This window comes from Allobosea sp. GW821-FHT10B12, from assembly GCF_059415545.1.
On sequence record NZ_JBWKNL010000003.1, the window covers coordinates 427499 to 452720 of the forward strand.

A 25222-nucleotide genomic window follows, 5' to 3' on the forward strand; every position below is an offset into this window, starting at 1 on the left:
TGACGCGCCGTCAGAACTTCAGCGAGGTGCCGGCGCCGATCGTCGCGCCGCGGGCGTAGACCGCGCCGTATACCGGGGCACCGGTCAGCACGCTGGTGCCATAGGGCTGGGCGAAGCTGACATACCGCTTGTCGAGCAGGTTCTCGCCGAAGATGTAGGCCTCGCCCTTTTCCCATTCGAGACCGAGCCGGGCGGAGAGCAGATGCACGGCCTTCAGCTTGGAGAGGTTGCCCGCCTCCGAATAGCGCGGGCCGATATAGTTGTAGCCGACGCGGGCGAGGAGATTGGCCGAGCCCAACGCGGAGATACCAAGTGTGCCGAGTGGCGTGCGATAGGTCACCGAGGCCTTGCCGGCCCATTCCGGCACCTGCGGCAACTGGTTGCCCTTCTTCAGGCCGGGCTGCGTCGCAGCCGCGGCGGCCGGCACGTCGGTGATCTCGGTCGAGGTGTAGGTGATGCCGCCGGCAAGTTCCCAGTTGTCGCTGACGCGCCAGCTCGCATCGAGCTCGACGCCATAGCTCCGCGTATCGAGGTTGAGCGAGCGTTGGGAGAAGCTCTGCAGATCGTAGGTGAGGATCTGCTCCTTGCTGACATCGTTGTAGAACAGCGCCGCGGAGACCTTCAGCCGGTCATCGAGGAAGGAGCCGCGGCTGCCGAGCTCGTAGGCGATCGTGCTCGAGGAATCGTAGGGCGTGCGCGGCACGCCAGCCCACATCAGCGAGTTGAAGGTGCCGAAGCCGCCGCTCTTGTAGCCGCGCGAGACGCTGGCATAGCTGATGAACTTGTCGCTCCATTCATAGGAGAGCGAGGCGCGGCCGGTCCAGAAATTGTAATCCTTTTTGCCGGCTTCGGCGAAGACCGGGACCGTGCCGGGCGTGCCGTCGCTGTAGAACTGGCCGTCATATTCCTTCTGCTCGCGGGTATAGCGGCCGCCGAGCGAGAGCTTCAGCCGGTCGAGCACCGGATAGGTCGCCTCGCCGAAGACCGCCTGGCCGGTCGTGGTCTGGTGCAGATTGTCGAAGCCTGTGACCGGCGGTCCGTAGACGAAGACGTTGCGGGCCGAGAACAGCTTCGCTTCGTCGCGGTAATAGGAGGCGCCGGCGACCCATTGCAGCTTGTCGCCCGCGTTCGAGCTCAGGCGCAGCTCCTGGGTGAAGCGGCTCTGATCGGTGTTCCGGTCGAAGTAATTGCCGGCGATATTGCTGAAGGCGCTGGTCGGCAGGCCGGTGATGCGACTGCCGAGGAAGAAGTCGGCGCCGTTATAGGTCAGGTCGGAGCGGATCGTGTTGTAGGAGGTCTGCGAGGTGAAGGTGAAGTGCTCGAAGCTGTGCTCGAACTTCGACTGCAGCGCATAGCTCTTCACCGATTCACGCGCGAGGTTCTGCGCCGCCACGATCGGGAAGCCGTCGCCCTTCAGCGTGTAGTAGACCGGCACGCCATCGCTGCCGTCGGCACTCCCGGTGAGGGTCCAGGTCGTGCGGTCCGTCGGCGTGAAGCGCAGCGTCAGGCGGCCCGTGGCGCTCTGCTCGCGGCCGAGATCGGGGCCGACGACATTGTTGACGTAGCCGTCGATGCCGCGCAGGCGGAAGGCGAGGCGGGCGCCGAGCTTGTCCTTGATCAGCGGGCCGCCGATCGCGCCCTCGAGCATGCGGTGGTTCTGCGTGCCGTACTCGGCCCGCAGATAGCCCTTCCAGGTCTCATCCGGCAGCATCGGCACGAGGTTGACCGCGCCGCCCGTGGTGTTGCGGCCGAACAGCGTGCTCTGCGGCCCCTTCAGCACCTCGACGCGCTCAAGGTCGAGATAATTGGCATTGGAGGAGCCGATCGGTAGCGGCGTGCCGTCGACGAAGGTCAGGGCCGAGGAATCGTCCGGGCCGAGCGGGAACAGGATCGGTCCGACGCCGCGCATGATCAGGAACGAGGTCGAGCGGTCGCCGAAGCCCGGCATATAGACGCCGGCGACATCCTTCAGCGCAGACGGCGCGTCATAGGCGCGCTTCTCGTCGAGCTGCTGGCGGGTCTGGGCGTCGACGGTGAAGGGCACGTCCCAGAGCCGCTCATTGCGTTTGCGCGCGGTCACGGTGATCTCGTCGAGCTCGATCGTACTCTGGGCGAAGGCGAGATCGGCGGCCGGGAGCGAGGCTGCAGCGGCGAGCGCCGTGGTCGCGAGCAGGCGGAAAGCGCAGTTAGGGCGGCCCATTTGGGTCTGGCTCCGGTTGGTCATGATGGCGTGTCGGTTTCGTCGGCGCTGCGCCCCGCGCCGAAGGCGAGGACGGCGCCGGTGGCGCAGAGCAGGGTGGAGAGCGAGAGCAGAACCGGCAGGCCGAAGCGGCCGATCACCAGCCCGGCCAGGATCGCGAAGACGGTGGAGATGAAGGCGTCGAGGCTCGACAGGCTGGCGGCCTGCGTCGCGCCGCGTGGGCCGCCACAGCTCTCCAGCACGAGGGCGCGGAAGAGGACGAAGAAGGCGTAGCCGAGCGCCATCACGAACAGTGAGAGCGCAATCGCGGCTGCCGGCCCCACCTTCGGCGCGGTGAACGCGATCGCCCCGAAGCCGAGCGCCGAGGCGAGGCCGACAACCGCCGCCATCCGCCAGGCCCCGATACGGTGCAGGGCAAGGCCGGTTGCCCAGGCCGAGATCAGGCCGACGCCATTGGCGCCGGCCGCCGAGACCAGCGCGATCTGGCCCAGCGTCAGACCGGCGTCGACCTGGAGCACCGGCAGCATGCCTCCGGCGAGCGCGAGCCCACCATGCAGCGTCAGCGCCAGCCCGATCCGCCGTCGCGATGCTGCGCCGACGAGGAAGCGCCAGAGACCGCGCCACGTCGTTTCATGAGCTTCGGGCACGAAAGCTACGGGCGCCGCAGCCGGCAATGCGAGCGCCGGCAAGGCAAGCGCCGCCATCGTTCCCATCAGCAGCCAGACCACGATATGCCAGTCGGCCCCGTCGCAGGCGAGGATGCCGAGGCCCATGGCGAGCCCACCCAGCGCGAAGCCGCCGCCCTGCAGTGCGGCGCTGCGGGCCCGCTCAGCCGCTGGCAGCATCGCCATCAGATAGCCGTCGAGAGCGATCATCGCAGTCGCGATCAGGACGATGAGGACCGTCGCGGCGGCGGTGATCGAGACAGCGCCGGTGACCGGGGAGAAGGCGAGCAGCGAGGCGATGCCGAGGACGGCAAGCCCGAGGCAGGCGAGCACGATGCGACGGAAGGCCGGCGCACGATGCCGGCCCAGGCGGTCGACCAACGGCGCCCAGATCGCCCGCAGCGCGAAGGGCAGATAGGCGAGGAAGACGAGATTGGCGATCTCGGGCGGCTGGCCGGCCTGGCGCAGGCTCGCCGGCAGGATGTTGTAGATGAAGAACAGGGGCACGGCCGCGGCGGCGTAGACGGCGCCGATGCCGAGCCGTAGGGCAGTGCCCGTGCCGAACGAAGAACCCCGGAAGCTTTCGGTTACCGTCGTCATCAGCGCAGCCTCCAGCCGGCGGCGCGGTCCTGCGCCTGCCAGAGCCGGGCATAGAGACCGCCCAGCGCCAGCAACTCTTCATGCCCGCCGCGCTCGACGATCCGGCCGGCTTCCATCACCAGGATCTGGTCGGCGCCGGCGATGCTGCGCAGGCGATGCGCGACGACGACGACGGTGCGACCGTCCTCCAGCGCCGCGATCGCCTGCTGGATGGCGCGCTCGTTGAGCGGGTCCATCGCCGAGGAAGCCTCGTCGAGCAGCAGGATCGGCGCGTCCTTGAGCAGTGCGCGAGCGACGGCGACGCGCTGCCGCTCACCGCCGGAGAGCGTGCGCCCGCCCTCACCGATGCGGGTGTCGAGCCCGTTGGGCAGGGCTGCGATCAGCTCCTCCAGCCGGGCGGCGCGGATCGCGGCCGAAAGCTTCGCCTCACTCGCCTGCGGATCACCCAGCAGGAGATTGGCGCGCAGGGTGTCGCGGAAGAGATGAACGTCCTGGTTGACGAAGCCGGTCAGCGCCTGCAGCCGGGCGGGATCGAGCGTCGAGAGATCGGTGCCGCCGAGCAGGACGCGGCCGGCGGTCGGATCGACGAAGCGCAGCATCAAGGCGAGCAGGCTCGACTTGCCGGCGCCGCTCGGCCCGACGATGGCGACGGTCGCGCCCGGCCTGACCTCGAAGCTGACATTGCTCACGGCAGCGGGCTTGTCCGCGCCATAGTGCAGATGCGCGCCGTCGAGTTTGAGCGCCAGCGGCCGACCGGGCTCGGTGACATGCCCGCCCAGTACCGGCTCGGCCAGGAAGCGCGAGATATTGGCCTCGGCCTGGATGCCGAGCATGACGACCAGCGCCTGCGGCAGCACCGCCATGGCGAGCGCCTGGCTTGCCGCGAGCGCGAGGAAGAAGGCCGGCACCAGCCAGAGCGACAGCCCCGCCTCGCCGCGCCAGGCGAAGGCGAGAAGCGCAAAAGGCAAGGCGAGCGTCATCGCGAAGGCGGCGAGCCCCTGCAGCGAGACGATTTGCGGTGTCGAATCCAGCATCAGCTTGCGCATGCGCCGGGCTGCATCGGCGAGACGGGCGAAGGCACCGTCACCGGCGCAGAAGGAGCGGAACACGGCGATGCCCTCGCCATATTCGCCGATCAGCTGGTTCAATCCAGCGATCTCGGTATTGCGCGCGGAGAGCAGCCGCTTCAGCACGCGAGTGGCGACCGGCATCGCCGCCAGGCCGAGCCCGACGGCGAGGATGACGCAGAGCCCCGTGAGAGCGTCAAAGGCCAAAACACAGGCGAGCAGGCAGGCACCGGCTGCGAGCCCGCCGAACAGGCGGTTCAGGCTGAAGGTCGAGACCTCGTTGATCCAGCGGCCATCCTCGCTGAACAGCGTCGCCAGACGAGCGGCGCTCCAGCGCTGCAGGGCGCCGATCGGCACGGCGCGCATCCGGTCGAGCAGCCGGTTGCGGACCGTCTCGGTGACGACGTTGCCGGCATGGAAGCCATTGGCCCAGGCGCGGCGGATCAGCAGCATGCGCAGCAGCACCGCGGCGGGGATGGCGAGTGCATAGGGCAATATCGCCATGACGTCGGCGCCGCCTTGCTGCAGGCGCAGCAGCCCGAGCGCGACCGCGAGCGCTGGCAGGGCGGCCACGAGCCCCTCGAGGAAGGTCAGCAACATGGCGCGGGCGAAAGCCGCGCGTGCGGGCCCGAGATGGGCATGGAGCAAGGCGAGGAGCTTCATGCCAGGCTCTCCTCGCGAGCACTGACCGGCGCGCCAGTCTCGGCGCCGGCATGGCGGTGCCGGCGGACCTCCTCCTGGGCGCGCCACATCGCGGCGTAGAGCCCGTCGCGTGCCAGGAGTTCGGCGTGGGAGCCCTGTTCGGCGACCCGGCCTGTATCGAGCACCGCGATCCTATCGGCATGGGCGATGGTGTGCAGGCGATGCGCGATGACGATCAAGGTGCGCTGCCGGGCGAGCGCCGCGATCGCGTCCTGGATCAGCGCCTCGTTCTCCGGATCGGCGAAGGCGGTGGCTTCGTCGAGGACGAGGATCGGCGCATCCTTCAGGATGGCGCGGGCGATCGAGATGCGTTGGCGCTCGCCACCGGAGAGGCCGAAACCGCGCTCGCCGATCAGCGTGTCATAGCCCTGCGGCAAGGCGGCGATGAAGTCGTGCGCTTGCGCGGCCCGCGCCACCGCGGCGACCTCTTCCTCCGAGGCGCCCGGCTTCGCCAGGCGGATGTTCTCCGCCACCGTTCCGGCGAACAGGAAAACGTCCTGGAAGACATAGGCGACATGGGCGTTGAGGACATCCGGCGCGATCTCGCGGACATCGACGCCGCCGATCCGGATGGCGCCAGCCTCGACATCGTGGAAGCGGGCGATCAATCGCGCCAGGGTCGATTTGCCCGAGCCACTCGGCCCGACCAGAGCGAGGCACCGCCCGGGCGCGACCTCGAGCTCGACTCCGTCGAGCACGCGGCGGCGGCCATAGCTGAACGTCGCGCCGGCGAAGCGGACCGAGGCGTCGGCCGGCACCTTGGGCTGCGTTGGAGCGGGCAGTTCCGGCGCGGCGAGGACGGCGTCGATCCGGTCGAGCAGTTCGACCTGCTTCATCAATCGATGGCTGATGCCTTGCAATGAGGAGAAGACGTCTCCGAGCCCGTAGGTCACGGCGAGGAAGGCAGCGAGCGCACCGGCGCCGATCCAGCCGGCCGCCGCCATCACGAGCCCCACCGGCGCGGCGAAGAGCAGATGGCTGGTCAACAGTACCTGAGCGACCGAGCCTGGCACCACCGCATGGCGTGCCCAGTTCTCGGAGAGCTCGGTCATCTCCGCAAAGGCGCGCCGTGCCCGGGCTGTCGCCTGGCCGTCCTGGTTGAAGGCGCGCACGGTCGGCAGGCCGTCGGCCATCTCTGCCACGGTCTCGGCCATGCGCGCCTGGATCTGGAGGTAGTCGCGCGTGACGCCTTCGCCTTGCCGCATCACCCGGCCGATCAGCACCATGCCGAGGCAGAGCGGCAGCAGCGCCAGAATGGTCAGGCGCCAATCGATCCATGCCAGCAGCAGGATCGCGACGACCGGCGCGACGATCGCGGCGCTGAGCTCCGGCACGATATGGGCCATGCCGTCCTCGACACCCTCGACATCGTCGAGCAGCACGGTGCGCAATTCGCCCTTGGAGCGGTCGTCGAAGAAACCGAGCGGCACCCGCGCCAGCTTGGCGGCGAGCTCGATGCGGAGCTCCTCCTGCGTCGCGAAGGCGATGTGGTGCGACAGCCCGGTCGAGAGCGCGAACAGGGCCTGGCGTCCGGCGACGCCGGCGAGTGCGGCCAGGCCGAGCGAGGCCAGCCAGCCTGCTGTCGCAGTGCCGTCGAGCAGGGCCGCGAGCGCCAGAGCCGCCGCGACATAGGGTGTGAGCGAGAGCAGTGCCGAGGTCGTGCCGCAGAGGACCGAGAGCAGGAGCAGCCCACGGCGGCGGCGCATCAGCGCCAGCAGCCGCCCGGCAACCGCGCCGAGCGAGACCGGTACCTCGGCCATCTTTTCGTCTGGATGTGCTGCCGTCACCGCGAAAACTTCTGAACCGCCGAACCTGCGGCCGTTCTATGGCGCGACCAGGGTGGGCTCCACGCGCCCGGCCTTTGCGGCCCGGTGTTTTTCCTTTGCGGGTGCGAATGCCCTGGAAGGCTTACAAATCCTGCGATGGCGGCAGGCCGAAGCGACGGCGATAGGCGGTGGCGAAATTGGCCGGGCTGGCAAAGCCGACGCGATAGGCGATCGTCGCGACCGAAAGCTGCCGCTGCCGGACCAGCATGCGTGCGACTTCGAGACGCCGGTCACGCAGATAGTCGATGATGGTGGTGCCGAAGGCGGCCTTGAAGCTGCGGCGCAGATCGGTCTCGTTGAGCCCGATCGTCCGTGCGAGCTCGGGCACGCTCGGCGGATCCGCGAGCTGCGCATCGAGCAACAGACGGGCCTGCTCGGCATAGTCGCGATGGCTGCGCGACAAGGCTGGGATGGCGCCGGCGCGTACCTCGTACAGCAGACCTTCCAGCTCGATCAGGGCCGAGAGAATGCGGCTCTCGGCGTAGATCTGCGCCAGCGCGCCGGAATAGGGGTTGTCGGCGAGCTGGCTCAACAGAATCCGCAGCGCGACGCTGTGCTCGATTTCGTGGAAAGCAAAGCCGTCATCGAGCAAGCGGGCAAGGCCGGCGCTTCCCGCCGGCCCCTCTTCAGCTAGCCCGCGCAGGAAGTCGGCGCCAATATGGAAGCCGCTCATCCGGCAGATCTGGCCACGCCGCTGGCCCGAGGTGATCTCGACCTCGCGGCCGACACCGAGCAGGGTCGGCACGCCGACGCGCTGGCTCGCGATCGAGCGTCCGCCGACGAAACCGGTATGCTCGCCGGCGGTGAGCATGCCGACGAACAGGCTCGGCCGATAGCAGCCGACAACACGCTCCTCGCTCAGATATTCAAGATCGCAGCCGGTCAGGTGCACGTCGGGCCTGACCGGATCCATCCAGTAGCTGCCGCGCGCGAAAGGCAGCATGGGCTGCGTCTGCCGGCGTGTTCCACTCAGGTCGAGATAGCGCGTGCTGTCCATATAGGCCGCGACGTCGTCATAGGTGATCTGGCCGCTGACATGGAGCGAGCCGTCGCCAACTGCCGATTGCCCGATGATGTTGAGTGCCATTGCGGACCCTGACGAAAACCTAGCTCGGAAGGGTACGATACTGCGGCGGGTGCGGACAATGCGCCGGCGCTAAACAAGAAATAGAATAATTTTGAACGAGTACGAAGTATTGAAGTTTCGGGCGATCGAGCAGACCAACTATCACGACTACGAGGTCATGCGCCCCGCCGATTTGCCGCGGGCTGAGACCGTGATTGTACCCTCAGGCGGCTTCCGAGGGCGGCGCTGACGAGCCGGTGATCAGCATCGCGGCGCCCGCCGTACTCAACACCATCTTCGCCGCCACCGGCCAGCGCGTCCGTGAACTGCCGGTCAAGATCTTTCGCAGTATCTGAAGCCCGGTCCAGTTCGAATGCCTGGCCGCGCTCAACTTGCGACGGCCGGCACAAGCTCCGTCGAGACATTCAGGCGTGGACGTGCGGCAATAACGGATCGCCGCACGTAAAGGGGATCAGCTTGAGTTGACCTGCGGGCTACTTCGGCTGCCTGCACCCGAACCGCCCGCTTCCTATTGCTCACAGAGCCTCGCTCGGGGGCCCAGAGAGGTCGAAGCGGGCGTTCCACTAAACTATGTAGCAAGCTGGGTGGAACAGGTTTCCCGGGGCCTTTCCAGGTCGAACTCTGCTCAGTGCGCCGAAGCGTGATCGGGCAGACGCGACCAGATCTTCTTCTTGGTGAAGTAGAGCAGGCCGGCGAAGAGCGCGAGGAAGATCATCACCTGCAGGCCCATGCGCTTGCGCGCCTCGAGGTGCGGCTCCGCCATCCACATCATGAAGGCGGCGACATCCTTGGAGTACTGCTCGACGGTCTCAGGCACCGGCGACTTGCCGTCCGGCCCCTTCGGATACTCGACCTGGCCGTCGTTCAGCGGCTTCGGCATCGCGATCAGGTGGCCGGGCATATAGGTGTTGTAATTCTGCCCGGGCAGGAGCGGCGGGAACTCCTTCGGCGGGTCCTTATAGCCGGTCAGGAGCGCGACGATGTAGTCCGGCCCCTGCTCCTGGTACTGGGTGAAGATGTCGAAGACGAACTTCGGGAAGCCGCGCTCATAGGTGCGCGCCTTGGCCAGCACCGACATGTCCGGCGGGTAGGCGCCGCCATTGGCGGCGCGCGCCGCCTGCTCGTTCGGGAACGGCGACGGGAAAGCGTCGGCCGGCCGGCCGGGGCGCTCGAACATCTCACCGGCATCGTTCGGGCCGTCCTTGATGTTCGTATAGCTCGCGGCCAGCGCCGCCACCTGCGAGGGGGTGAAGCCGGGGCCGCCCGGCTGCGACAGGTTGCGGAAGCGGATCAGGCTCATCGCATGGCAGCTGGCGCAGACTTCCTTGACGACCTTGAAGCCGCGCTGGAGCTGGGCCTGGTCGAACTTGCCGACCGGGCCGGAGAACGACCAGCTCTGCGCCGGCGGCTTCGGACCGGCTTCGGCGGCCAGGGCCGGCGAGGCAGCAGCGATGGCGAGGCTTGCGGCAAGGCCAGCGAGCGACAGGCGGAGGGACATCTTGCTCATGGTCTCGTTCAGCCCTTGGCCTGCGGTTCCGAAGCGGTCGCGTGGGCCAGGCGTGCGCCCGAGCCGCCGAGCACCGAATCGGCAATGGAGGTCGGCAGCTGGGCCGGCCGTTCGAAGATGCCGATCAGCGCCAGCGCGGCGAAGAAGCCGAAATACAGCACCGTCAGGATCCGCGAGAGGGTCACGTAGGGCTCGTCCGCCGGCATGGCGCCGAGATAGCCGAGGCCGATGCAGACCAGCACGAACATCCAGAAGAACTGGCGCGCGATCGGCCGGTAGGTCATCGACTTGACCTTGGACGTGTCGAGCCAGGGCAGGAAGGCGAGGATCACGATCGCCCCGCCCATGGCGAGCACGCCGCCGAGCTTGTCGGGGATGGCGCGCAGGATCGCGTAGAACGGCAGGAAGTACCATTCCGGCACGATGTGCGCGGGCGTCGCCGCCGGGTTAGCCGGGATATAGTTGTCGGCGTGCCCCATGAAATTCGGCTGGTAGAACACGAACCAGGCGAAGACCAGCATGAAGCAGACCATGCCGAACAGGTCCTTGATGGTCGCATAGGGGGTGAACGGCACGGTGTCCTTGCGGACGTCCTTCACCTCGACGCCGGTCGGGTTGTTCTGGCCGACATGGTGCAGCGCCCAGATGTGCAGCGCGACGACGCCAGCGATCATGAAGGGCAGCAGGAAGTGCAGCGAGAAGAAGCGGTTCAGCGTCGGGTTGTCGACCGAGTAGCCGCCCCACAGGAAGGTCACGATCGTCTCGCCGATTACCGGCAGCGCCGAGAACAGGTTGGTGATGACGGTCGCGCCCCAGAACGACATCTGGCCCCAGGGCAGGACGTAGCCCATGAACGCCGTGGCCATCATCAAGAGGAAGATGATGACGCCGAGGATCCACAGCACCTCGCGCGGCGCCTTGTACGAGCCGTAATAGATACCGCGGAAGATATGGATGTAGACCGCCACGAAGAACATCGAGGCGCCGTTGGAGTGCAGATAGCGCAGCAGCCAGCCGAAGTTCACGTCGCGCATGATGTGCTCGACGGAGTTGAACGCCATGGTCGCGTTCGGCGTGTAGTGCATCGCCAGGATCACGCCGGTGACGATCTGCGCCACCAGCATGAAGGCGAGGATGCCGCCGAAGGTCCAGAGATAGTTGAGATTGCGCGGCACCGGATAGGAGACCGCCGAATCGTGCGCTAGCCGGATGATCGGCAGGCGCGCATCGAGCCAGCGCTCGATCCCCGTCTTCGGTTGGTAGGTGCTGTGACCGCTCATGCTCGCCTCAAGCTCTCTCAATTCCGCTCGATGCCGTCCTCGCCTTCAGGAGGCTCAGCCGATCTTGATCTTGGTGTCCGCGGTGAACGCGTAGGGCGGCACCGGCAGGTTCAGCGGCGCAGGACCCTTGCGGATGCGGCCGGAGGAATCGTAGTGCGAGCCGTGGCAGGGGCAGAACCAGCCGTCGAACTCGCCCTTCGGCTCGCCCGGGGAGCTGCCGAGCGGCACGCAGCCGAGATGGGTGCAGCTGCCGTAGACGACGAGGTATTTCTCGTGGCCGGCCTTGGTGCGCTGCTGGTCGGTCTGCGGATCGCGCAGCGTCGCGATGTTGACGGCGAGCGCCTCGTCGATTTCCTTCTTCGTACGGTTGCGCACGAAGATCAGCTTGCCCCGCCAGAACAGCTTGATCGCCTGGCCTTCCGCGATCGGGGCGAGATCGAGATCGATCGGCGCGCCGGCGGCGACGACCTGCGCGTCCGGGGCCAACTGGCCGACCAGCGGCACGACCAGCGCGCCGACACCGACAACGCCGGCGGCTGCCGTGGTCAGCATCAGAAAATCGCGGCGGGTGGGTTCGGTGCCAGTCGTATCGGTCGCGTGCGCCACGATCCAGTTCCCTGCTCGGCTGCCGGCCTGGCCGGCTCAAACACATCACGCGCCTCATGAGGGCGCGAGCGCAGCGCCACCTTTCGGCGGCGCGACGCCTGCCGCGCTCTTTGGCATGCAGTTTTGACGAAGTCTACTGTTCCCCGTGCCGCAGCCCACGGCGTTGCAGCAAGGCCGCAGTGCGCCCGGCTCAGGCCGGAATCCGCTCGCTGTCAGCGAGCGCCAGGAAGCCACCCGACTGCCGGGCCCATAGGCGCGCATAGAGCCCGCCGCGCCGCACCAATTCGTCATGGCTGCCCATGTCGACGATCCGGCCCTTGTCGAGCACGATCAACCGATCGAGCGCAGCAATGGTGGAAAGACGGTGTGCAATCGCGATCACAGTCTTGCCTTCCATCAATGTGGAAAGCTGCGCCTGGATCTCTGCCTCGACCTCCGAATCGAGCGCCGAGGTCGCTTCGTCGAGGATCAGGATCGGCGCGTCCTTGAGCAGCACGCGGGCGATCGCGATCCGCTGGCGCTGGCCGCCGGAGAGCTTGACGCCGCGCTCGCCGACGCGAGAGTCGAAGCCTTGGCGCCCGTCTTGATCACTGAGACCGAGGACGAAGTCATGCGCTGCCGCGCGCTTGGCCGCCGCAGCGATCTCGTCCTGCGTCGCACCGATCCGGCCATAGGCGATGTTGTCGCCGATCGAGCGATGCAACAGCGAATTGTCCTGCGTCACCATGCCGATCTGGCTGCGCAGCGATTCCTGCGTCACAAGGGCGATGTCCTGCCCGTCGATCAGGATGCGGCCTGCATCGAGCGGATAGAGCCGCAGCAAGAGGTTGACCAGCGTCGACTTGCCCGCCCCGGAGGGGCCGACCAGCCCGACCTTCTCGCCCGGCTTGATCTCGAGGTCGAGATTCTCGAACAGCCCCAGCGGCTTGCCGTAGTTGAAGCGGACATGCTCGAAGCGCACGCCACCCTGAGCGACCTTGAGCGGCACGGCGTCGGCGGCGTCCGGCAGGTCGTGCGGCTTGGCGATCGTCTCCATGCTCTCCTGCACCGAGCCGATGTTCTCGAAGATGCCGCGCACCAGATGGATCAGCCAGCTCGACATCTGGACGAGGCGCAGCACCAGGCCGATCGCGGCGGCGACCGCGCCCGGCGTCATCTCGCCCTGCGCCCACAGATGCAGGCTGAGCCAGGCCGTCGCCACCACCAGCAGGCTGTTCATCGTCTGCAGGATGACGCTGACGCCGGTGATCAGCCTGGACAAGCTGAGGAATGAGGCGTTCCAGCGCGTCAACGAGTCGCGCACGGCCGAGCGCTCGGCATCGGCCCGGGCGAAGAGCTTGACCGTCAGGATGTTGGTATAGGAATCGACGATGCGTCCCGTCGTCGTCGAGCGGCCGAGCGAGTTCGCCTCCGAGCGCTTCTTGGCCCGCGGCACGAAATAGATCAGCAGCGCGACATAGGCCGCGAGCCAGACGATTACCGGCATGGCGAGCCAGATGCTGGTCGAGCCGAAGAAGCCGATCGCGACCGAGGCGAAGATCAGTGCGTACCAGAGGTCGTCGATCACCTCGATCGTCGCACCGCGAATCGCCTGACCGGCCTGGATCACCCGTGCCGAGAGCCGGCCGGCAAAATCATTCTGGAAGTAAGAGAGCGCGTGGCCGAGCGTGTAGACATGGTTGCGCCAGCGGATCTGGTTGGTGATCTGCGGCACCACCACCTGGTCGACGATGGCGTGGTTGGCGAAATAGACCAGCGGCCTCGCCACGGTGACGACAAGCGCTGCGCCGATCAGCAACCAGCCATGCTCGCTGAAGACCTGTTCAGGTGAATTCTTCGTCAGCAGGTCCACGAACCAGCCGACCATCAGGTACATCGCCGCTTCGATGCCCGAAAAGCCGAGCCCCGTCAGCATGATCAGGGCCATCCAGCCCTTCACGCCCTTGATGTGGTGCCACATGAAGCGGAACACGCCTGTCGGCGGCGTCTGCCGCTCGTCGAAGGGCGCGAAGACGTCGATGCGGCTTTCAAGGAAACGGAAGAGCGGGGCGAACATGTGGGACACCGCCCTCCTCGGATCGGCCGTTACCGATATGGGGCGTATCACGCGCCGTGGCCAGAGTGTGCGGCGCACGCCGGTCAAGCCATGACAGCAACGCATGGCGAATGGGAGACTGGGGCCGCGAAGGCTGCCAGCTGCGGACTGTTCTGACAATCACACAGGCGGCGCGGGAGTGGAGAATAAAATTCTACCTACACGGGTAATTTTGAAAGGATATTACCCTCAGTCGTACGACGAAGGAACCACTACTTCGGCATGGCGGAACCCGCATCTGCGTCCTTGCCTGCGTCCTCCCGACGCGCCGAGCATGCCTCCAGCCGCGCGTGACGGCGGCGATTTGGAGGCGACAATGACCAAGATGCTTTGCGCGCTCGCTCTGGCGAGTGCGCTTGTCCTGCCGGTTTCCGCGCAGGCCCAGACCGCCGGCAAGACGGTGATCGCGACGCCGAATGCGCCAGAGGCGATCGGCCCCTATTCGCAGGCGATCAAGGCCGGAAACATGGTCTTCCTGGCCGGGCAGATCCCGATCGATCCCAAGACCAAGCAGCTGATGAAGGACGCCAGCATCGAGGATCAGACCAAGCTCGTCCTCGACAATCTCAAGGCAGTGCTCGAAGCCGACGGCCTGACGATGGACAACATCGTCTCGACGAGCGTTTTCATGAAGGACCTCAACGAGTTCGGCAAGATGAACGAGGTCTACGCGACCTATTTCAAGACCGCCCCGCCGGCACGCGCCACCGTCGAGGTCGCCCGCCTTCCCCGCGACGTGAAGGTCGAGATCGGCGCCATCGCCGTCCGCCCCTGATCTGAGCCGCCGGCCTTACGCCGGCGAGCTCCCTGGCCTGGCGAAAAGGACTGCCCGCAATCATGGAGTAGAGTCATGCAGATCTCGGAAGAGAAGACGCTCGCTTTCGACCCGAACCGCCGCGCCTTCATCGGCGCCCTTGCTTCCTCTGCCGCCTTCGCCGGCTCGCTGGCGAGTTTCGTACCGACCGGCGCAAGCGCTCAGGCGCCTGCGGTCGCTGCCCTCGCCAACGACGCCGCCTTCTGGGCGGATGTCCGCAAGCTCTTCGACCAGAAGCCCGGCGTCCGCTACATGAACATCGGAACCGCCGGTTCCATGCCGGTCGAGACGCAAACCTTCCTCCACGCCGAGTCGCGCCGGCACGCTCACGAGTCGATGAGCGGCTACGGCAATTACCTGCCTCAACGCCAAGCGCTGGCGAAGAGCTTCGGCTGCGATGCCGACGAGATCGTCATGTCCGGCAACACCTCGGACGGCATGTGCCATGCCCTGCTCGGCATGGTCTGGCGCCCGGGCGACGAGATCGTCACCACCAACCACGAACATTCGGGCGGCAATGCGCCGATGGCGCTCTTGCAGGACCGCTATGGCGTGGTGATCAAGCGCGTCATCCTGCCGGTCGGAAACAAGCAGAAGGCCGAGGACTACGTTGACCTGTTCTCGGCTGCCATCGGCCCGCGCACCAGGGCGCTCGTCTTCTCGGCACCGACCTACAAGACCGGCACGCTGCTGCCGGTCAAGATGCTGGCCAAGCTCGCCCAGGACAAAGGCATCGTCAGCGTCTGCGACGCCGCGCACCTGCCAGGCATGATCAACATCAACATGCGTGATCTCGGTGTCGATTTCCTCGCCGGCGCCGGCCACAAATGGCAGTGCGGGCCACTTGGAACCGGCATCCTCTATGTCCGCAACAAGGTGTTGCCGCAGTTCAACCCGTTACCGCTGCCGGACTACTACCCGGTGGTGACCAGCGCCTATCCGGCCACGGGTGGCCTGCCACCGCGGACCAGGACCGACAAGGAGAGCGACGATCTCGCGGCGCGCATCCAGAGCACCGGAAGCCGCAACGCGCCGGTCTATCTGGCACTCGGCAAGTCGGTCGAGATCTGGGACCGGATCGGCCGCGACAAGATCGCGACCTACACGGTCGGCATGGCGCAGCATCTCAAGGAGAAGATCGCGGCGAAATGGGGCGTCGATTCGCTCTACTCGCCGAAGGACGATCCGCGTCTGGTCTGTGCGCTGACCGCCTTCAATCCGTTCCGCAATCCCGAGCACATCAAGGACAAGGCCAAGTCCGACGCCTTCGTGAAGCGCATGCTGGACGAATACGGCTTCGTCATCCGCAACTCGAACTTCCCGGTCGCCGGCCAGAAGGACGAGCACTACGGCGTGCGCGTCTCGACGCATCTGTGGAGCAATATGGGTGATGTCGACCAGCTGGTCGACGCCATGTGGGAGCTCGCGGGCAAGATGCACGTCGCCTGATCCATTGTTTTGATCCATTGTTTCGCCGCCGGCCGGGCTGCCTGGCCGGCTGCGACGCTTGACGATGGCGGGCGCAGCGCGGATGACGCTCGCCATGCTGCGTCTCGCCCTCTATCAGCCCGACATTCCGCAGAATGCCGGCACCATGATCCGCCTGGCGGCCTGCCTCGGCGTCGCCGTCGACATCGTCGAGCCGGCCGCCTTCGACGTCTCCGACCGCAATTTCCGCCGCTCCGGCATGGACTATCTCGAACGCGCTGCGGTGACGCGCCATGACAGCTTCCGCGCCTTCGAGGCCTGGCGGCGGGAGGCCGGCCATCGCCTCGTCCTGGCCGAAACCGACGGCGCCTGCGCCCATACCGACTTCGCCTTCCAGCCCGGCGACATCATCATGGTCGGGCGCGAAAGCGCAGGCGTTCCTCCTGAGGTCTATGCTGCGGCCGAGGCCAGCGTGCATATCCCGATGCGCCGGGATTTGCGCTCGCTCAATGTCGCCATGGCCGCGGCGATGGTAGTGGGCGAGGCGCTGCGCCAGCTCGATGCCTATCCCGCGCCGGCTGACGCCTGACAAAGAGATTGCCAATGACCGGACAAGCCACGCAAACCGTTGCCCTCGACCCTGCCGCCATCGAGGCCATGAAGCCGCGCGCCAGCGTCTGGTTCGAGAGCCTGCGCGACCGCATCTGCGCCGCCTTCGAACAGGCCGAGGATGAGGCAACCGGCCCGTTCCCCCCAGAGGCCGACAAGCCCGGCCGCTTCGTGCGCACGCCCTGGCAGCGCAGCAACCATGATGGCGTGCCCGGCGGCGGCGGCGTGATGGCGCTGATGTCCGGCCGTGTCTTCGAGAAGGTCGGCGTCCACGTCTCGACCGTGCATGGCAGCTTTGCCCCGGAATTCGCCGCTCAGATTCCCGGCGCGGCGGAAGACCCGCGCTTTCATGCCACCGGTATCTCGCTGATCGCCCATCCCTGGAACCCGCACGCGCCGACCGTGCACATGAACACCCGCTTCGTCGTGACGACGAAGCCCTGGTTCGGCGGCGGCGCCGACCTCACTCCCGTACTCGACCGCAGGCGCACGCAGGGCGACCCCGATGCGCTCGCCTTCCACGCCGCGATGCGCGCGCCCTGCGAAGCCCATGCCGGCGTCGCCGACTACGATCGCTTCAAGAGCTGGTGCGACGAGTACTTCCACCTGAAGCACCGCAACGAGCCGCGCGGCATCGGCGGCATCTTCTACGACTATCTCTGGTCGGGCGATCCGGAAGCCGATCTCGCCTTTACCAAAGCCGTGGGCGAGGCCTTCCTCGAGATCTATCCGCGCATCCTGCGCGGCAATCTGGCGACGCCCTGGAGCGAGGCCGAGCGCCATGAGCAGCAGGTCCGCCGCGGCCGTTATGTCGAGTTCAACCTGCTCTATGATCGCGGCACCATCTTCGGCCTGAAGACCGGCGGCAATGTCGCCTCGATCCTGTCCTCGATGCCGCCGACGGTGCGTTGGCCCTAGCGGCGCGTCACCCGCTGACCGCGCGGGCGAGCATTGCCATCTGCTCATCCCGCCCCGCCGGACACCCAGCTTCGATCCAGGCTTCCCGCGCCGCCTCCAGCACCTGCCCGACTTTCGGGCCGGCGCTGACACTGAGCGCCAGCACATCCTTGCCGGTCGGCAGGAAGGGTGGCGTCCGCGCCAGCTCGGCGATCAGGGCCTGGAAGTCCGCCGCCGTCCCGGCCGTGCCCAGCAGCACAAGCGCTCCCGCCACCGCATCTGCTCCGATGCGATGAGCCAGCCGCCGCAGCCTTGCGATCTCCGGCAGCATTCCCCTCCCCGACAGCGCTTCCAGCGCGGCGGCGATGCCTGAAATCCGTTCGAACTCGGCATTCGACAGCCGCAGTCCCTCGCGCAGCCTGAGCGCATCCTCGCCGACCGCGACCGCCAGCGCCGCCAGCCTGAAAGCCGGATAGACATTATCGCCCGGCACGTCCGCAATCGCGGCGAAGCGGGAGAGACGCGGCACGCCGCCGATCGCCGGCATCAGCAGCCCAGCCCCGGCCATGGCCTGTAGCGTCTCGGCCGCCCGCGGTGCGACGAGCAGCTTGCGCAGTTCCGCCCAGACCCGCTCGCGCGACAATCCGCCGAGGCCAGCGCGCCCGGCAATACAGGCATCGAGCGCAGCCCGGTCCGGCTCGCCGACGCCATAGCGCGCATGGAAGCGAAAGAAGCGCAGGATGCGCAGGTAATCCTCGGCGATCCGCTCGCTCGCCGCGCCGATGAAGCGCACCCGCCGCGCCGCCAGATCGGCGAGCCCGTCGGCGTAGTCGTGCAGCATGCCCGCAGCATCGAGCCCAAGCGCATTGATGGTGAAGTCGCGCCGGAGCGCGTCTTCGCGGAAGTCCCGGCCGAAGGCGACGACGGCATGGCGGCCATCGGTCTCGACATCGCGGCGCAGCGTCGTGACCTCGAAGGGCGTGCCGTCGATCACGACGGTCACCGTGCCATGCTCGACTCCGGTGGGGACCGCCTTGAACCCGGCGGCACGCGCACGCCGCATCGTCTCCTTCGGCAGGCAGGTCGTCGCGACGTCGATATCGGCCACGGGCTGATCGAGCAGCGCATTGCGGACGGCACCGCCGACGATCCGCGCCTCCTCGCCATCCCGGTTCAGCGCAGTCAGCAGCGCGGCGGCATCGGGGCGCGCCAACAGCGCGGCGACGCGGTCACGCTCGGCGCCGGTCATCGCTTCGGCCGGTCGTCGAATTCGCCGGGAACCAGCCGGCCGTTCTCGACATGGGGCGGCACGAACGGCCCGGTATGCCGCGGCGCGACGAGCCCGGCATAGACGAGGGAGGCGATACCGAACACGAGCCCGGTCACCGACAGCCAGAACAGATGGCCGCTCCAATGCTCGACATCGAACGGATTGCGCCGCCGGATCACGAGATAGCCCGCGAACAGGCAGAATGGCAGGACGAAGAGCAGGAACTCCTCGATCAGCGTGCGCAGCATCCAGCGTAACCTCTCCAGAGCCGGATCCGATCAGATTGTTTCAATCTGATCGGTGAATCCGTCTCTCACTTTAGATAGAGACCGTTTTACCGGTCTCTAAACGGCGAGCCGCTCGTAGAGATTGCGGATCATCCCGGCCGTCGCTCCCCAGATATAGCGATCGCCATGCGGCATCGCATAGTAGGTGCGGTGGCGCCCCCTGAATTCGCGGCCATGGCGCTGATGATTGGCCGGATCGAGCAGGAAGGAGAGTGGCGTCTCGAAGGCCTCGTCGACCTCGTGCGGGTTGATCGTCAGCGCCAGCGGCGGCTCGACCAGCCCGACGACCGGCGTGACGCGATAGCCGGTGCCGGTGAGATAGGCGTCGAGATAGCCGACCGCCCTGACCTTGTCCGGCGCAAGCCCGATCTCTTCTTCCGCCTCACGCAGGGCCGCAATCAATGGCGAGCCGTCGGTGGCGTCGATGCGCCCGCCCGGGAAAGCGATCTGCGCCGAATGCTTGCGGAGCGCCGCGGCACGCTGGGTCAGCAGCACGGTCGGCTCGCCGGGATGCAGCACGATCGGGATCAGCACCGCCGCCTCGATCGCGCTCGCTTCGTCGGGGATGTCGATCGGCTCGGACTGGAGGTCGTGGTCGCCGCGCGGTCGCGCGATCAGGTCGCCATGGGCCGGCGGCTCGGCCCGCAGGGTATCCAGCAGCAGCGCCTCGAGGTCGCCGCCATTCCAGAACGCCGTCTCGGCCAGACGCTTCGCAAGATGCTGCATCAAAGTCCCTCGATTTCGCTGGCCGGCGCCACGACATGGAAGGCTCCGCCGGCCGCGATACCGAACTGCGCCTGCCCGTCGATCTCGCTGATCTCACCGAGCGCCAGGAGATCATAGGTCAGCGCCCGCGTGAGCCGGGCCCAGAGCCCGCGCCGGACATGCACATAAGGCTTCACGCCCTCGTTCGCAGCCCTCTCGAAGCGCAAAAGATTGTCGGGCCCGACCGTCACCAGGTCGTCGGTGCGGGTCCGGAAGGCGATGCCGCGCTTGTCGCCCTCGCCCTCCACCGCCATCTCGACCGCCTGCAGCGGCGCGCCCTCGACCCTGATCCCGACCTTCTCGACCGGGGTCACGAGAAAGTAATCCTCGCCCTCGCGCTTCAGCACCGAGGAGAACAGCTTGACCAGCGCCGGCCGGCCGATCGGCGTGCCCAAATAAAACCAGGTACCGTCCGCAGCGATACGCATGTCGAGATCGCCGCAGAAGGGCGGATTCCAGCGCTCCACCGGCGGCAGCCCGCGCAAAGGGCCGGTCCCGAGCGCGCTCAGCAGTCGGTTCATCGCGCCCGCGGGCTCTCCGGTCACGTCACCTCGCGCTTTCGTCATCGGCATGCCGGTTGCATCGCTCTCTCGCCTTGAACTCTACATAATCGTGAAGCGGACTGTTGTGCACCGCCGCTCTCTGCCCCTTGAGCATGCTCCCCGCGAGGGTCAGAGTCTGGAATCGGACAGGAAGGCCGCGCGACGGCGCGGCCGAAGGAGATCGACATGGTGGCGCAAGCCCGTGATGCCAACGCCCCGATCAACCTCGACACCGGCGTGGTCGAGGCGGCGGAGGCGGCGCTCGCCGCCATCGGCGCCGCCCGCACCGAGATCGGCCAGGTCATCTTCGGCCAGCAGAAGGTCGTCGATCTCTCGCTGATCACCCTGCTCGCCGGTGGCCATGGCCTGCTCGTCGGCGTGCCCGGCCTCGCCAAGACCAAGCTGGTCGAGGCGATGGGCACCGTGCTCGGCCTCTCGGCCCGGCGCGTCCAGTTCACGCCGGACCTGATGCCCTCCGACATCCTCGGCTCCGAGGTGCTCGACGAGAGCGCCGACGGCAAGCGCCATTTCCGCTTCATCAAGGGCCCCGTCTTCGCCCAGCTGCTGATGGCGGACGAGATCAACCGCGCCTCGCCCCGCACCCAGTCGGCCCTGCTGCAGGCGATGCAGGAGCACCACGTCACCGTCGCCGGCGAGCGCCACGACCTGCCGGCACCCTTCCATGTGCTCGCCACCCAGAACCCGATCGAGCAGGAAGGCACCTATCCGCTGCCGGAAGCCCAGCTCGACCGTTTCCTGCTCGAGATCGATGTCGGCTATCCCGACCGCGAGGCCGAGCGCCGCATCCTGCTCGAGACCACCGGCGCCGCCGAGCACAAGCCGGTGCAGGCGATGACCGCCGAAACCCTGATGTCGACGCAGCGCCTCGTGCGCCGCCTGCCGGTCGGCGAGGCGGTGGTCGATTCGATCCTCGATCTCGTCCGCTCGGCCCGTCCCGGCGACGGCGAGAAGGCGATCACCGACAAGCTCGCCTGGGGCCCCGGTCCGCGCGCCAGCCAGGCGCTGACGCTCGCCGCCCGCGCCCGCGCCTTGGTCGAAGGCCGGCTCGCGCCGTCTGTCGACGACGTCGCCGCGCTCGCCGCCCCAGTGCTGAAGCATCGTATCGCATTGACCTTCGCCGCCCGCGCCGATGGCGAGACGGTCGAGGGCATCGTCGCCAAGCTGGTGGAGCGTCTGGGTTGAGGGCATTCTGATGCTGCGCACGCGCGTCCTCGGCCAAGCCGAACGCCAGCCGGGCCAGCCGGTCCTCAAGGCGTCGCTCGATCTCGCCGCGCGCCTGCCCCGGCTGGTGCTGGAGGCGCGGCGGGTTTCGGCCAGCGTGCACGGCATTCATGGCCGCCGGCGCTCCGGCCCGGGCGAGACCTTCTGGCAGTATCGGCCGCTGGTCACCGGCGAGGCCGCGTCGCGTATCGACTGGCGCCGCTCGGCCCGCGACGGCCACCTCTTTGTCCGCGAGCGCGAATGGGAGGCCTCGCACGCGATCTGGCTCTGGATCGACCGCTCGCCTTCGATGGGCTTTGCCTCCTCGCTCGCCCAGGCCAGCAAGGTCGACCGCGCGCTGGTCGCCGGCTTCTCCCTTGCCGAGGCCCTGGTCGAAGCGGGTGAGCGCGTCGGTCATCTCGGCCTGACCCGGCCGATGGCCTCGCGCCGCATCGTCGAACTGCTGGCGCAGGCGATCCTGGCCGATCGCCGCAATGGCGAGGCCGACCTGCCGCCCGACGAGCCGCTGCCCCGCCTCGCCGACGCGATCCTGATCACCGACGGTTTGACGCCGGCGGCGGCGCTCGCCAAGCGCATCGCCACGCTGGCGAGCAGCGGCGCCAAGGGCCATATTCTCCTGATCGCCGACCCGATCGAGGAGACCTTCCCCTTCTCCGGACAGGCCGAACTGTTCGACCTGGAGGATGGCCTGACGTTGCGGGTCGGCGATGCCGGCAAATGGGGCGAGGATTATCGCGAGCGGCTGCAGGCTCATCGCGACGCCATCCGCGAAGCCTGCCGCCATGCCGGCTGGACGCTGACCCTGCACCGGACCGACCGCCCGGCCAGCGAAGGCGTCCTGCGGATCGCCAGCCTGATCGCCGCCTCGCGCGGCGGGCCGGCCGGCTAGCGGGAGGAGGAGACGATGCTGTCATCCCTGCCGATCGCCTTCTCCGCGCCGCTGGCCCTGATCGCGCTGGCCCTGCTGCCCGTGCTCTGGCTGATCCTGCGGGTGACGCCGCCGCGGCCGAAGCGCATCGACTTTCCGCCGCTGAAAATCGTGCGCGACCTGATCCCGCAGCGCGAGACGCCGGCGCATACGCCCTGGTGGCTGCTGGCGCTGCGCATGGCGGTGGCGGCGCTGGCGATCCTCGCCGTCGCCGGCCCGGTCTGGAATCCGGTGCGCGACGCCGCCGCCCTGCGCGGCCCGCTGCTGCTCCTGGTCGACAACGGTTTTGGTGCCGCGACCGACTGGCTGGAACGCCAGGCCATCGCCGAAAGCCGCATCATGGCCGCCGGGCGCGAAGGCCGGCCCGTCGCGGTCGTCGGTCTCGCAGAAGCGCCGGCCGAGATTGCGCTTGCAGAACCGCAGGGCGCGCTCGAACGCCTGCGAGCGCTCAGCCTGCAACCGCATGCGCCCGATCGCGGTGCCCATCTCCAGCGGCTCGAAGCCTTCTGGCGTGCCCAGCCCCAGGCCGAGACGGTCTGGGTCGCCGACGGGCTCGGCATCGGCGGCGGCGATGTCGATTTCCTCGCCCGGCTGAAGCAGGAGGCAGGAGGCAGCCGGCTCTCGATCCATGCAGGCCCGGCCGATCAGCGCGCCCTCGCCGCGCCCGAGAACCTCGCCGGCGCGCTGACCGTCAAGGTGCTGCGGCCGACGACGAACGCTGCAGCGAGCGGGCAGGTCCGCGCGCTCGACCTCAAGGGCCTGCCGCTCGGCGATGCGCCCTTCGTCTTCGGCGGCAACGAGCTCGAAACCACCGCGCGCCTGACCTTGCCGATCGAGGTCCGCAACGCCGTCTCGCGGTTGGAGATCACCGGCGAACGCAGCGCCGGCGCCGTCGCCCTGCTCGACGACCGCGCCAAGCGTCGCCGCGTTGGCATCGTCTCCGGCGCCACCGCCGACACCGCCCAGCCGCTGCTCTCGCCGACCTATTACGTCTCGCGCGCGCTCTCGCCCTTCGCCGAGATCCGCGAGCCGCGCGCCGGCTCGACCGACCCGGTCGGCGAATTGCTGGCGCAGAACCTCTCCGTGCTGATCCTCGCCGATATCGGCGCGCTCGACGGGGACACCGCCGCCAAGGTCTCGGCCTTCGTCGAGCGCGGCGGCGTGCTGCTGCGCTTCGCCGGAGCGAGGCTCGCCGCCTCCTCGGACGAACTGACGCCGGTGCGCCTGCGCCGCGGCGGCCGCACGCTCGGCGGCGGCCTCTCCTGGGAGACGCCGCGCAAGCTCGCGCCCTTCACCCGCGAGAGCCCGTTCTTCGGCTCGTCCCTGGCCGAGGATGTCCGCGTCACCCGCCAGATCCTGGCCGAGCCCGAGCCTGATCTCGCCCGCAAGACCTGGGCGGCGCTGGAAGACGGCACCCCGGTCGTCACCGGCGAGCGCCGTGGCGACGGCGTCCTCGCCATGGTCCATGTCACCGCCGACACCACCTGGTCGAACCTACCGCTCTCTGGTCTCTTCGTCGAAATGCTGCGCAAGGTCGTCGCCATGTCCGGCACCAGCGCGACTGAGGGACAAAACGGCGAGGTTCGGGTCGAGACCTTGTCGCCGACGCGTGTGCTCGACGGCCAGGGCGCCTTCCGCTCGCCGCCGGCGACGGCCCAGCCGGTGGCGCGCAACTTCGCGGGGCGTGCCACGCTCGCCCATCCGCCGGGCATCTACGGCCCCACTGACGGCGCCATGGCGGTCAACACGCTGGCGCCGGCCGACACGCTGGCTGCGCTCGACCTCGCCGCGCTCGGCGCGCCAATGCTGCCGATCGACCAGCCGGTCGCCCGTGATATCCGCCCGCAGCTCCTCGTCCTGGCGCTGCTCCTGCTCGTCGCCGATACGCTGGCGACGCTCTGGCTCGGAGGCCGGATGAACCTCGCCCGCTTCCGCCGGGCCGCGCCCGCAGCGCTGCTCCTCGCTGTCGCTCTCGCCGCCGTGCCCGCTCCGGACGCAGCACAGGCGCAGCAGCAGCCGGCGCCCCCTGCCCCGCCGGGCGATCAACGCCCGCCGGTGGCGCGCGACCTCGTCACCGCCGCGAGCGCGACCCGGCTCGCCTATGTCGTCACTGGCGACCGGTCCGTCGACGATATGTCCAAGGCTGGCATGGCCGGCCTCAACATCGTGCTTGGCGCCCGCACCGCATTGGAGCCGGGCGAGGCGGCCGGCGTCGACGTCACCCGCGACGAGCTCGCTCTCTACCCGATCCTCTACTGGCCGGTGGTGGCCGGCCGGCCGATCCCCTCGGCCGAGACGCTGCGCAAGGTCGAGGCCTATATGAAGGGCGGCGGGCTGGTGATTTTCGACACCCGCGACGCGATGAGCACCCGTCCCGGCGGTGGCACCACGCCGGAGGGCGACCAGCTGCGCCGCATGCTGCAGACTCTCGACATCCCGGAGCTGGAGCCGATCCCGCGCGACCACGTCCTGACCAAGACCTTCTACATCCTCGACGGCTTCGTCGGCCGCTATGACGGCGGCACGACCTGGGTCGAGGTGCTGCCGCCCGCCAGCGAGGATGGCCGCCGCCCGGCCCGCGCCGGCGACAATGTCTCGCCGATCGTGATCACCTCGAACGACCTTGCCGCCGCCTGGGCCGTCGGGCGGCGCGGCGAAGCGCTCGTGCCGATGTCCGGCTCCGATCCGCGCCAGCGCGAGATGGCACTGCGCGCCGGCGTCAATCTCGTGATGTACGCGCTGACCGGCAACTACAAGGCCGATCAGGTCCATGTCCCGGCCCTGCTCGAACGCCTCGGTCAGTAG

The 25222-nt window shown here is 68.1% G+C and carries 21 protein-coding genes; 8 read left to right on the top strand and 13 right to left on the bottom strand.

Annotation, left to right across the window (positions count from 1 at the left end; genetic code table 11):
• Positions 1–10: 10 nt before the first annotated feature.
• From AC07O0_RS11995 to AC07O0_RS12015, 5 genes are all read right to left on the bottom strand, one after another.
• Positions 11–2200 carry a TonB-dependent receptor gene (locus tag AC07O0_RS11995; protein WP_494623232.1) on the bottom strand — a complete coding sequence of 730 codons (2190 nt, stop codon included), beginning with the start codon at positions 2198–2200 and terminating at the stop codon, positions 11–13.
• A gap of 20 nt (positions 2201–2220) precedes the next feature.
• A complete protein-coding gene (locus tag AC07O0_RS12000) occupies positions 2221–3465 on the bottom strand; it encodes an MFS transporter (protein ID WP_494623234.1) in 1245 nt (414 codons plus the stop codon).
• On the bottom strand, positions 3465–5195 hold the full coding sequence (locus tag AC07O0_RS12005; RefSeq protein WP_494623236.1) for an ABC transporter ATP-binding protein: 1731 nt from the start codon (positions 5193–5195) through the stop codon (positions 3465–3467). The genes AC07O0_RS12000 and AC07O0_RS12005 overlap by 1 nt, the downstream gene beginning before the upstream one ends.
• On the bottom strand, positions 5192–6994 hold the full coding sequence (locus AC07O0_RS12010; RefSeq protein ID WP_494623238.1) for an ABC transporter ATP-binding protein: 1803 nt from the start codon (positions 6992–6994) through the stop codon (positions 5192–5194). The genes AC07O0_RS12005 and AC07O0_RS12010 overlap by 4 nt, the downstream gene beginning before the upstream one ends.
• Before the next feature lie 148 nt (positions 6995–7142).
• On the bottom strand, positions 7143–8147 hold the full coding sequence (locus AC07O0_RS12015; RefSeq protein WP_494623240.1) for a helix-turn-helix transcriptional regulator: 1005 nt from the start codon (positions 8145–8147) through the stop codon (positions 7143–7145).
• A gap of 194 nt (positions 8148–8341) precedes the next feature.
• Here AC07O0_RS12015 and AC07O0_RS12020 point away from each other — a divergent pair, with 194 nt between their 5' ends.
• Complete coding sequence (locus AC07O0_RS12020; protein ID WP_494623242.1) at positions 8342–8482, top strand: hypothetical protein; 141 nt, start codon at positions 8342–8344, stop codon at positions 8480–8482.
• A 290-nt stretch (positions 8483–8772) separates the two neighbouring features.
• On the opposite strand, the gene AC07O0_RS12025 is transcribed toward AC07O0_RS12020, so the two are convergent.
• From AC07O0_RS12025 to AC07O0_RS12040, 4 genes are all read right to left on the bottom strand, one after another.
• Positions 8773–9654: a cytochrome c1 gene (locus AC07O0_RS12025; protein WP_494623244.1), complete on the bottom strand. Its 882-nt coding sequence runs from the start codon at positions 9652–9654 to the stop codon at positions 8773–8775.
• A gap of 8 nt (positions 9655–9662) precedes the next feature.
• Positions 9663–10934 carry a cytochrome b gene (locus tag AC07O0_RS12030; RefSeq protein WP_494623246.1) on the bottom strand — a complete coding sequence of 424 codons (1272 nt, stop codon included), beginning with the start codon at positions 10932–10934 and terminating at the stop codon, positions 9663–9665.
• 54 nt (positions 10935–10988) lie between these two features.
• Positions 10989–11540, bottom strand: coding sequence for a ubiquinol-cytochrome c reductase iron-sulfur subunit (gene petA, locus AC07O0_RS12035; RefSeq protein ID WP_494623248.1), 552 nt, complete (start codon positions 11538–11540; stop codon positions 10989–10991).
• A 190-nt stretch (positions 11541–11730) separates the two neighbouring features.
• Positions 11731–13596 (bottom strand): ABC transporter ATP-binding protein, encoded by a 1866-nt coding sequence (locus AC07O0_RS12040; RefSeq protein ID WP_494623250.1) that lies wholly within the window; start codon positions 13594–13596, stop codon positions 11731–11733.
• A 355-nt stretch (positions 13597–13951) separates the two neighbouring features.
• Here AC07O0_RS12040 and AC07O0_RS12045 point away from each other — a divergent pair, with 355 nt between their 5' ends.
• The 4 genes from AC07O0_RS12045 (at position 13952) to hemF (ending at position 17404) form a co-directional block, all read left to right on the top strand.
• Positions 13952–14410 (top strand): RidA family protein, encoded by a 459-nt coding sequence (locus tag AC07O0_RS12045; protein ID WP_494623252.1) that lies wholly within the window; start codon positions 13952–13954, stop codon positions 14408–14410.
• 75 nt (positions 14411–14485) lie between these two features.
• The gene (locus tag AC07O0_RS12050; RefSeq protein WP_494623254.1) at positions 14486–15898 is read left to right on the top strand and encodes an aminotransferase class V-fold PLP-dependent enzyme; all 1413 of its coding nucleotides are present in this window, start codon (positions 14486–14488) and stop codon (positions 15896–15898) included.
• Between the two features lie 94 nt (positions 15899–15992).
• On the top strand, positions 15993–16466 hold the full coding sequence (locus AC07O0_RS12055; RefSeq protein ID WP_494624183.1) for a tRNA (cytidine(34)-2'-O)-methyltransferase: 474 nt from the start codon (positions 15993–15995) through the stop codon (positions 16464–16466).
• Between the two features lie 68 nt (positions 16467–16534).
• A complete protein-coding gene (gene hemF / locus AC07O0_RS12060; RefSeq protein ID WP_494624185.1) occupies positions 16535–17404 on the top strand; it encodes an oxygen-dependent coproporphyrinogen oxidase in 870 nt (289 codons plus the stop codon).
• A 7-nt stretch (positions 17405–17411) separates the two neighbouring features.
• Here hemF and AC07O0_RS12065 read toward each other — a convergent pair whose 3' ends face one another.
• From AC07O0_RS12065 to AC07O0_RS12080, 4 genes are all read right to left on the bottom strand, one after another.
• Complete coding sequence (locus AC07O0_RS12065) at positions 17412–18632, bottom strand: CCA tRNA nucleotidyltransferase (RefSeq protein ID WP_494623256.1); 1221 nt, start codon at positions 18630–18632, stop codon at positions 17412–17414.
• The gene (locus AC07O0_RS12070; protein WP_494623258.1) at positions 18629–18901 is read right to left on the bottom strand and encodes a DUF6111 family protein; all 273 of its coding nucleotides are present in this window, start codon (positions 18899–18901) and stop codon (positions 18629–18631) included. The genes AC07O0_RS12065 and AC07O0_RS12070 overlap by 4 nt, the downstream gene beginning before the upstream one ends.
• Before the next feature lie 96 nt (positions 18902–18997).
• Positions 18998–19666, bottom strand: a complete 669-nt coding sequence (locus tag AC07O0_RS12075; protein ID WP_494623260.1) for a CoA pyrophosphatase — start codon at positions 19664–19666, stop codon at positions 18998–19000.
• On the bottom strand, positions 19666–20271 hold the full coding sequence (locus AC07O0_RS12080; protein ID WP_494624187.1) for a DUF1285 domain-containing protein: 606 nt from the start codon (positions 20269–20271) through the stop codon (positions 19666–19668). The genes AC07O0_RS12075 and AC07O0_RS12080 overlap by 1 nt, the downstream gene beginning before the upstream one ends.
• A 162-nt stretch (positions 20272–20433) precedes the next feature.
• Here AC07O0_RS12080 and AC07O0_RS12085 point away from each other — a divergent pair, with 162 nt between their 5' ends.
• Genes AC07O0_RS12085 through AC07O0_RS12095 form a run of 3 tightly spaced genes read left to right on the top strand, consistent with a single transcriptional unit; the run spans position 20434 to position 25222 of the window.
• Positions 20434–21450: an AAA family ATPase gene (locus AC07O0_RS12085; RefSeq protein ID WP_494623262.1), complete on the top strand. Its 1017-nt coding sequence runs from the start codon at positions 20434–20436 to the stop codon at positions 21448–21450.
• Positions 21451–21460: 10 nt separating this feature from the next.
• Entirely contained in the window at positions 21461–22378 is a 918-nt protein-coding gene (locus AC07O0_RS12090) for a DUF58 domain-containing protein (protein ID WP_494623264.1), read from the top strand.
• Between the two features lie 18 nt (positions 22379–22396).
• Positions 22397–25222 (top strand): DUF4159 domain-containing protein, encoded by a 2826-nt coding sequence (locus tag AC07O0_RS12095; RefSeq protein ID WP_494624189.1) that lies wholly within the window; start codon positions 22397–22399, stop codon positions 25220–25222.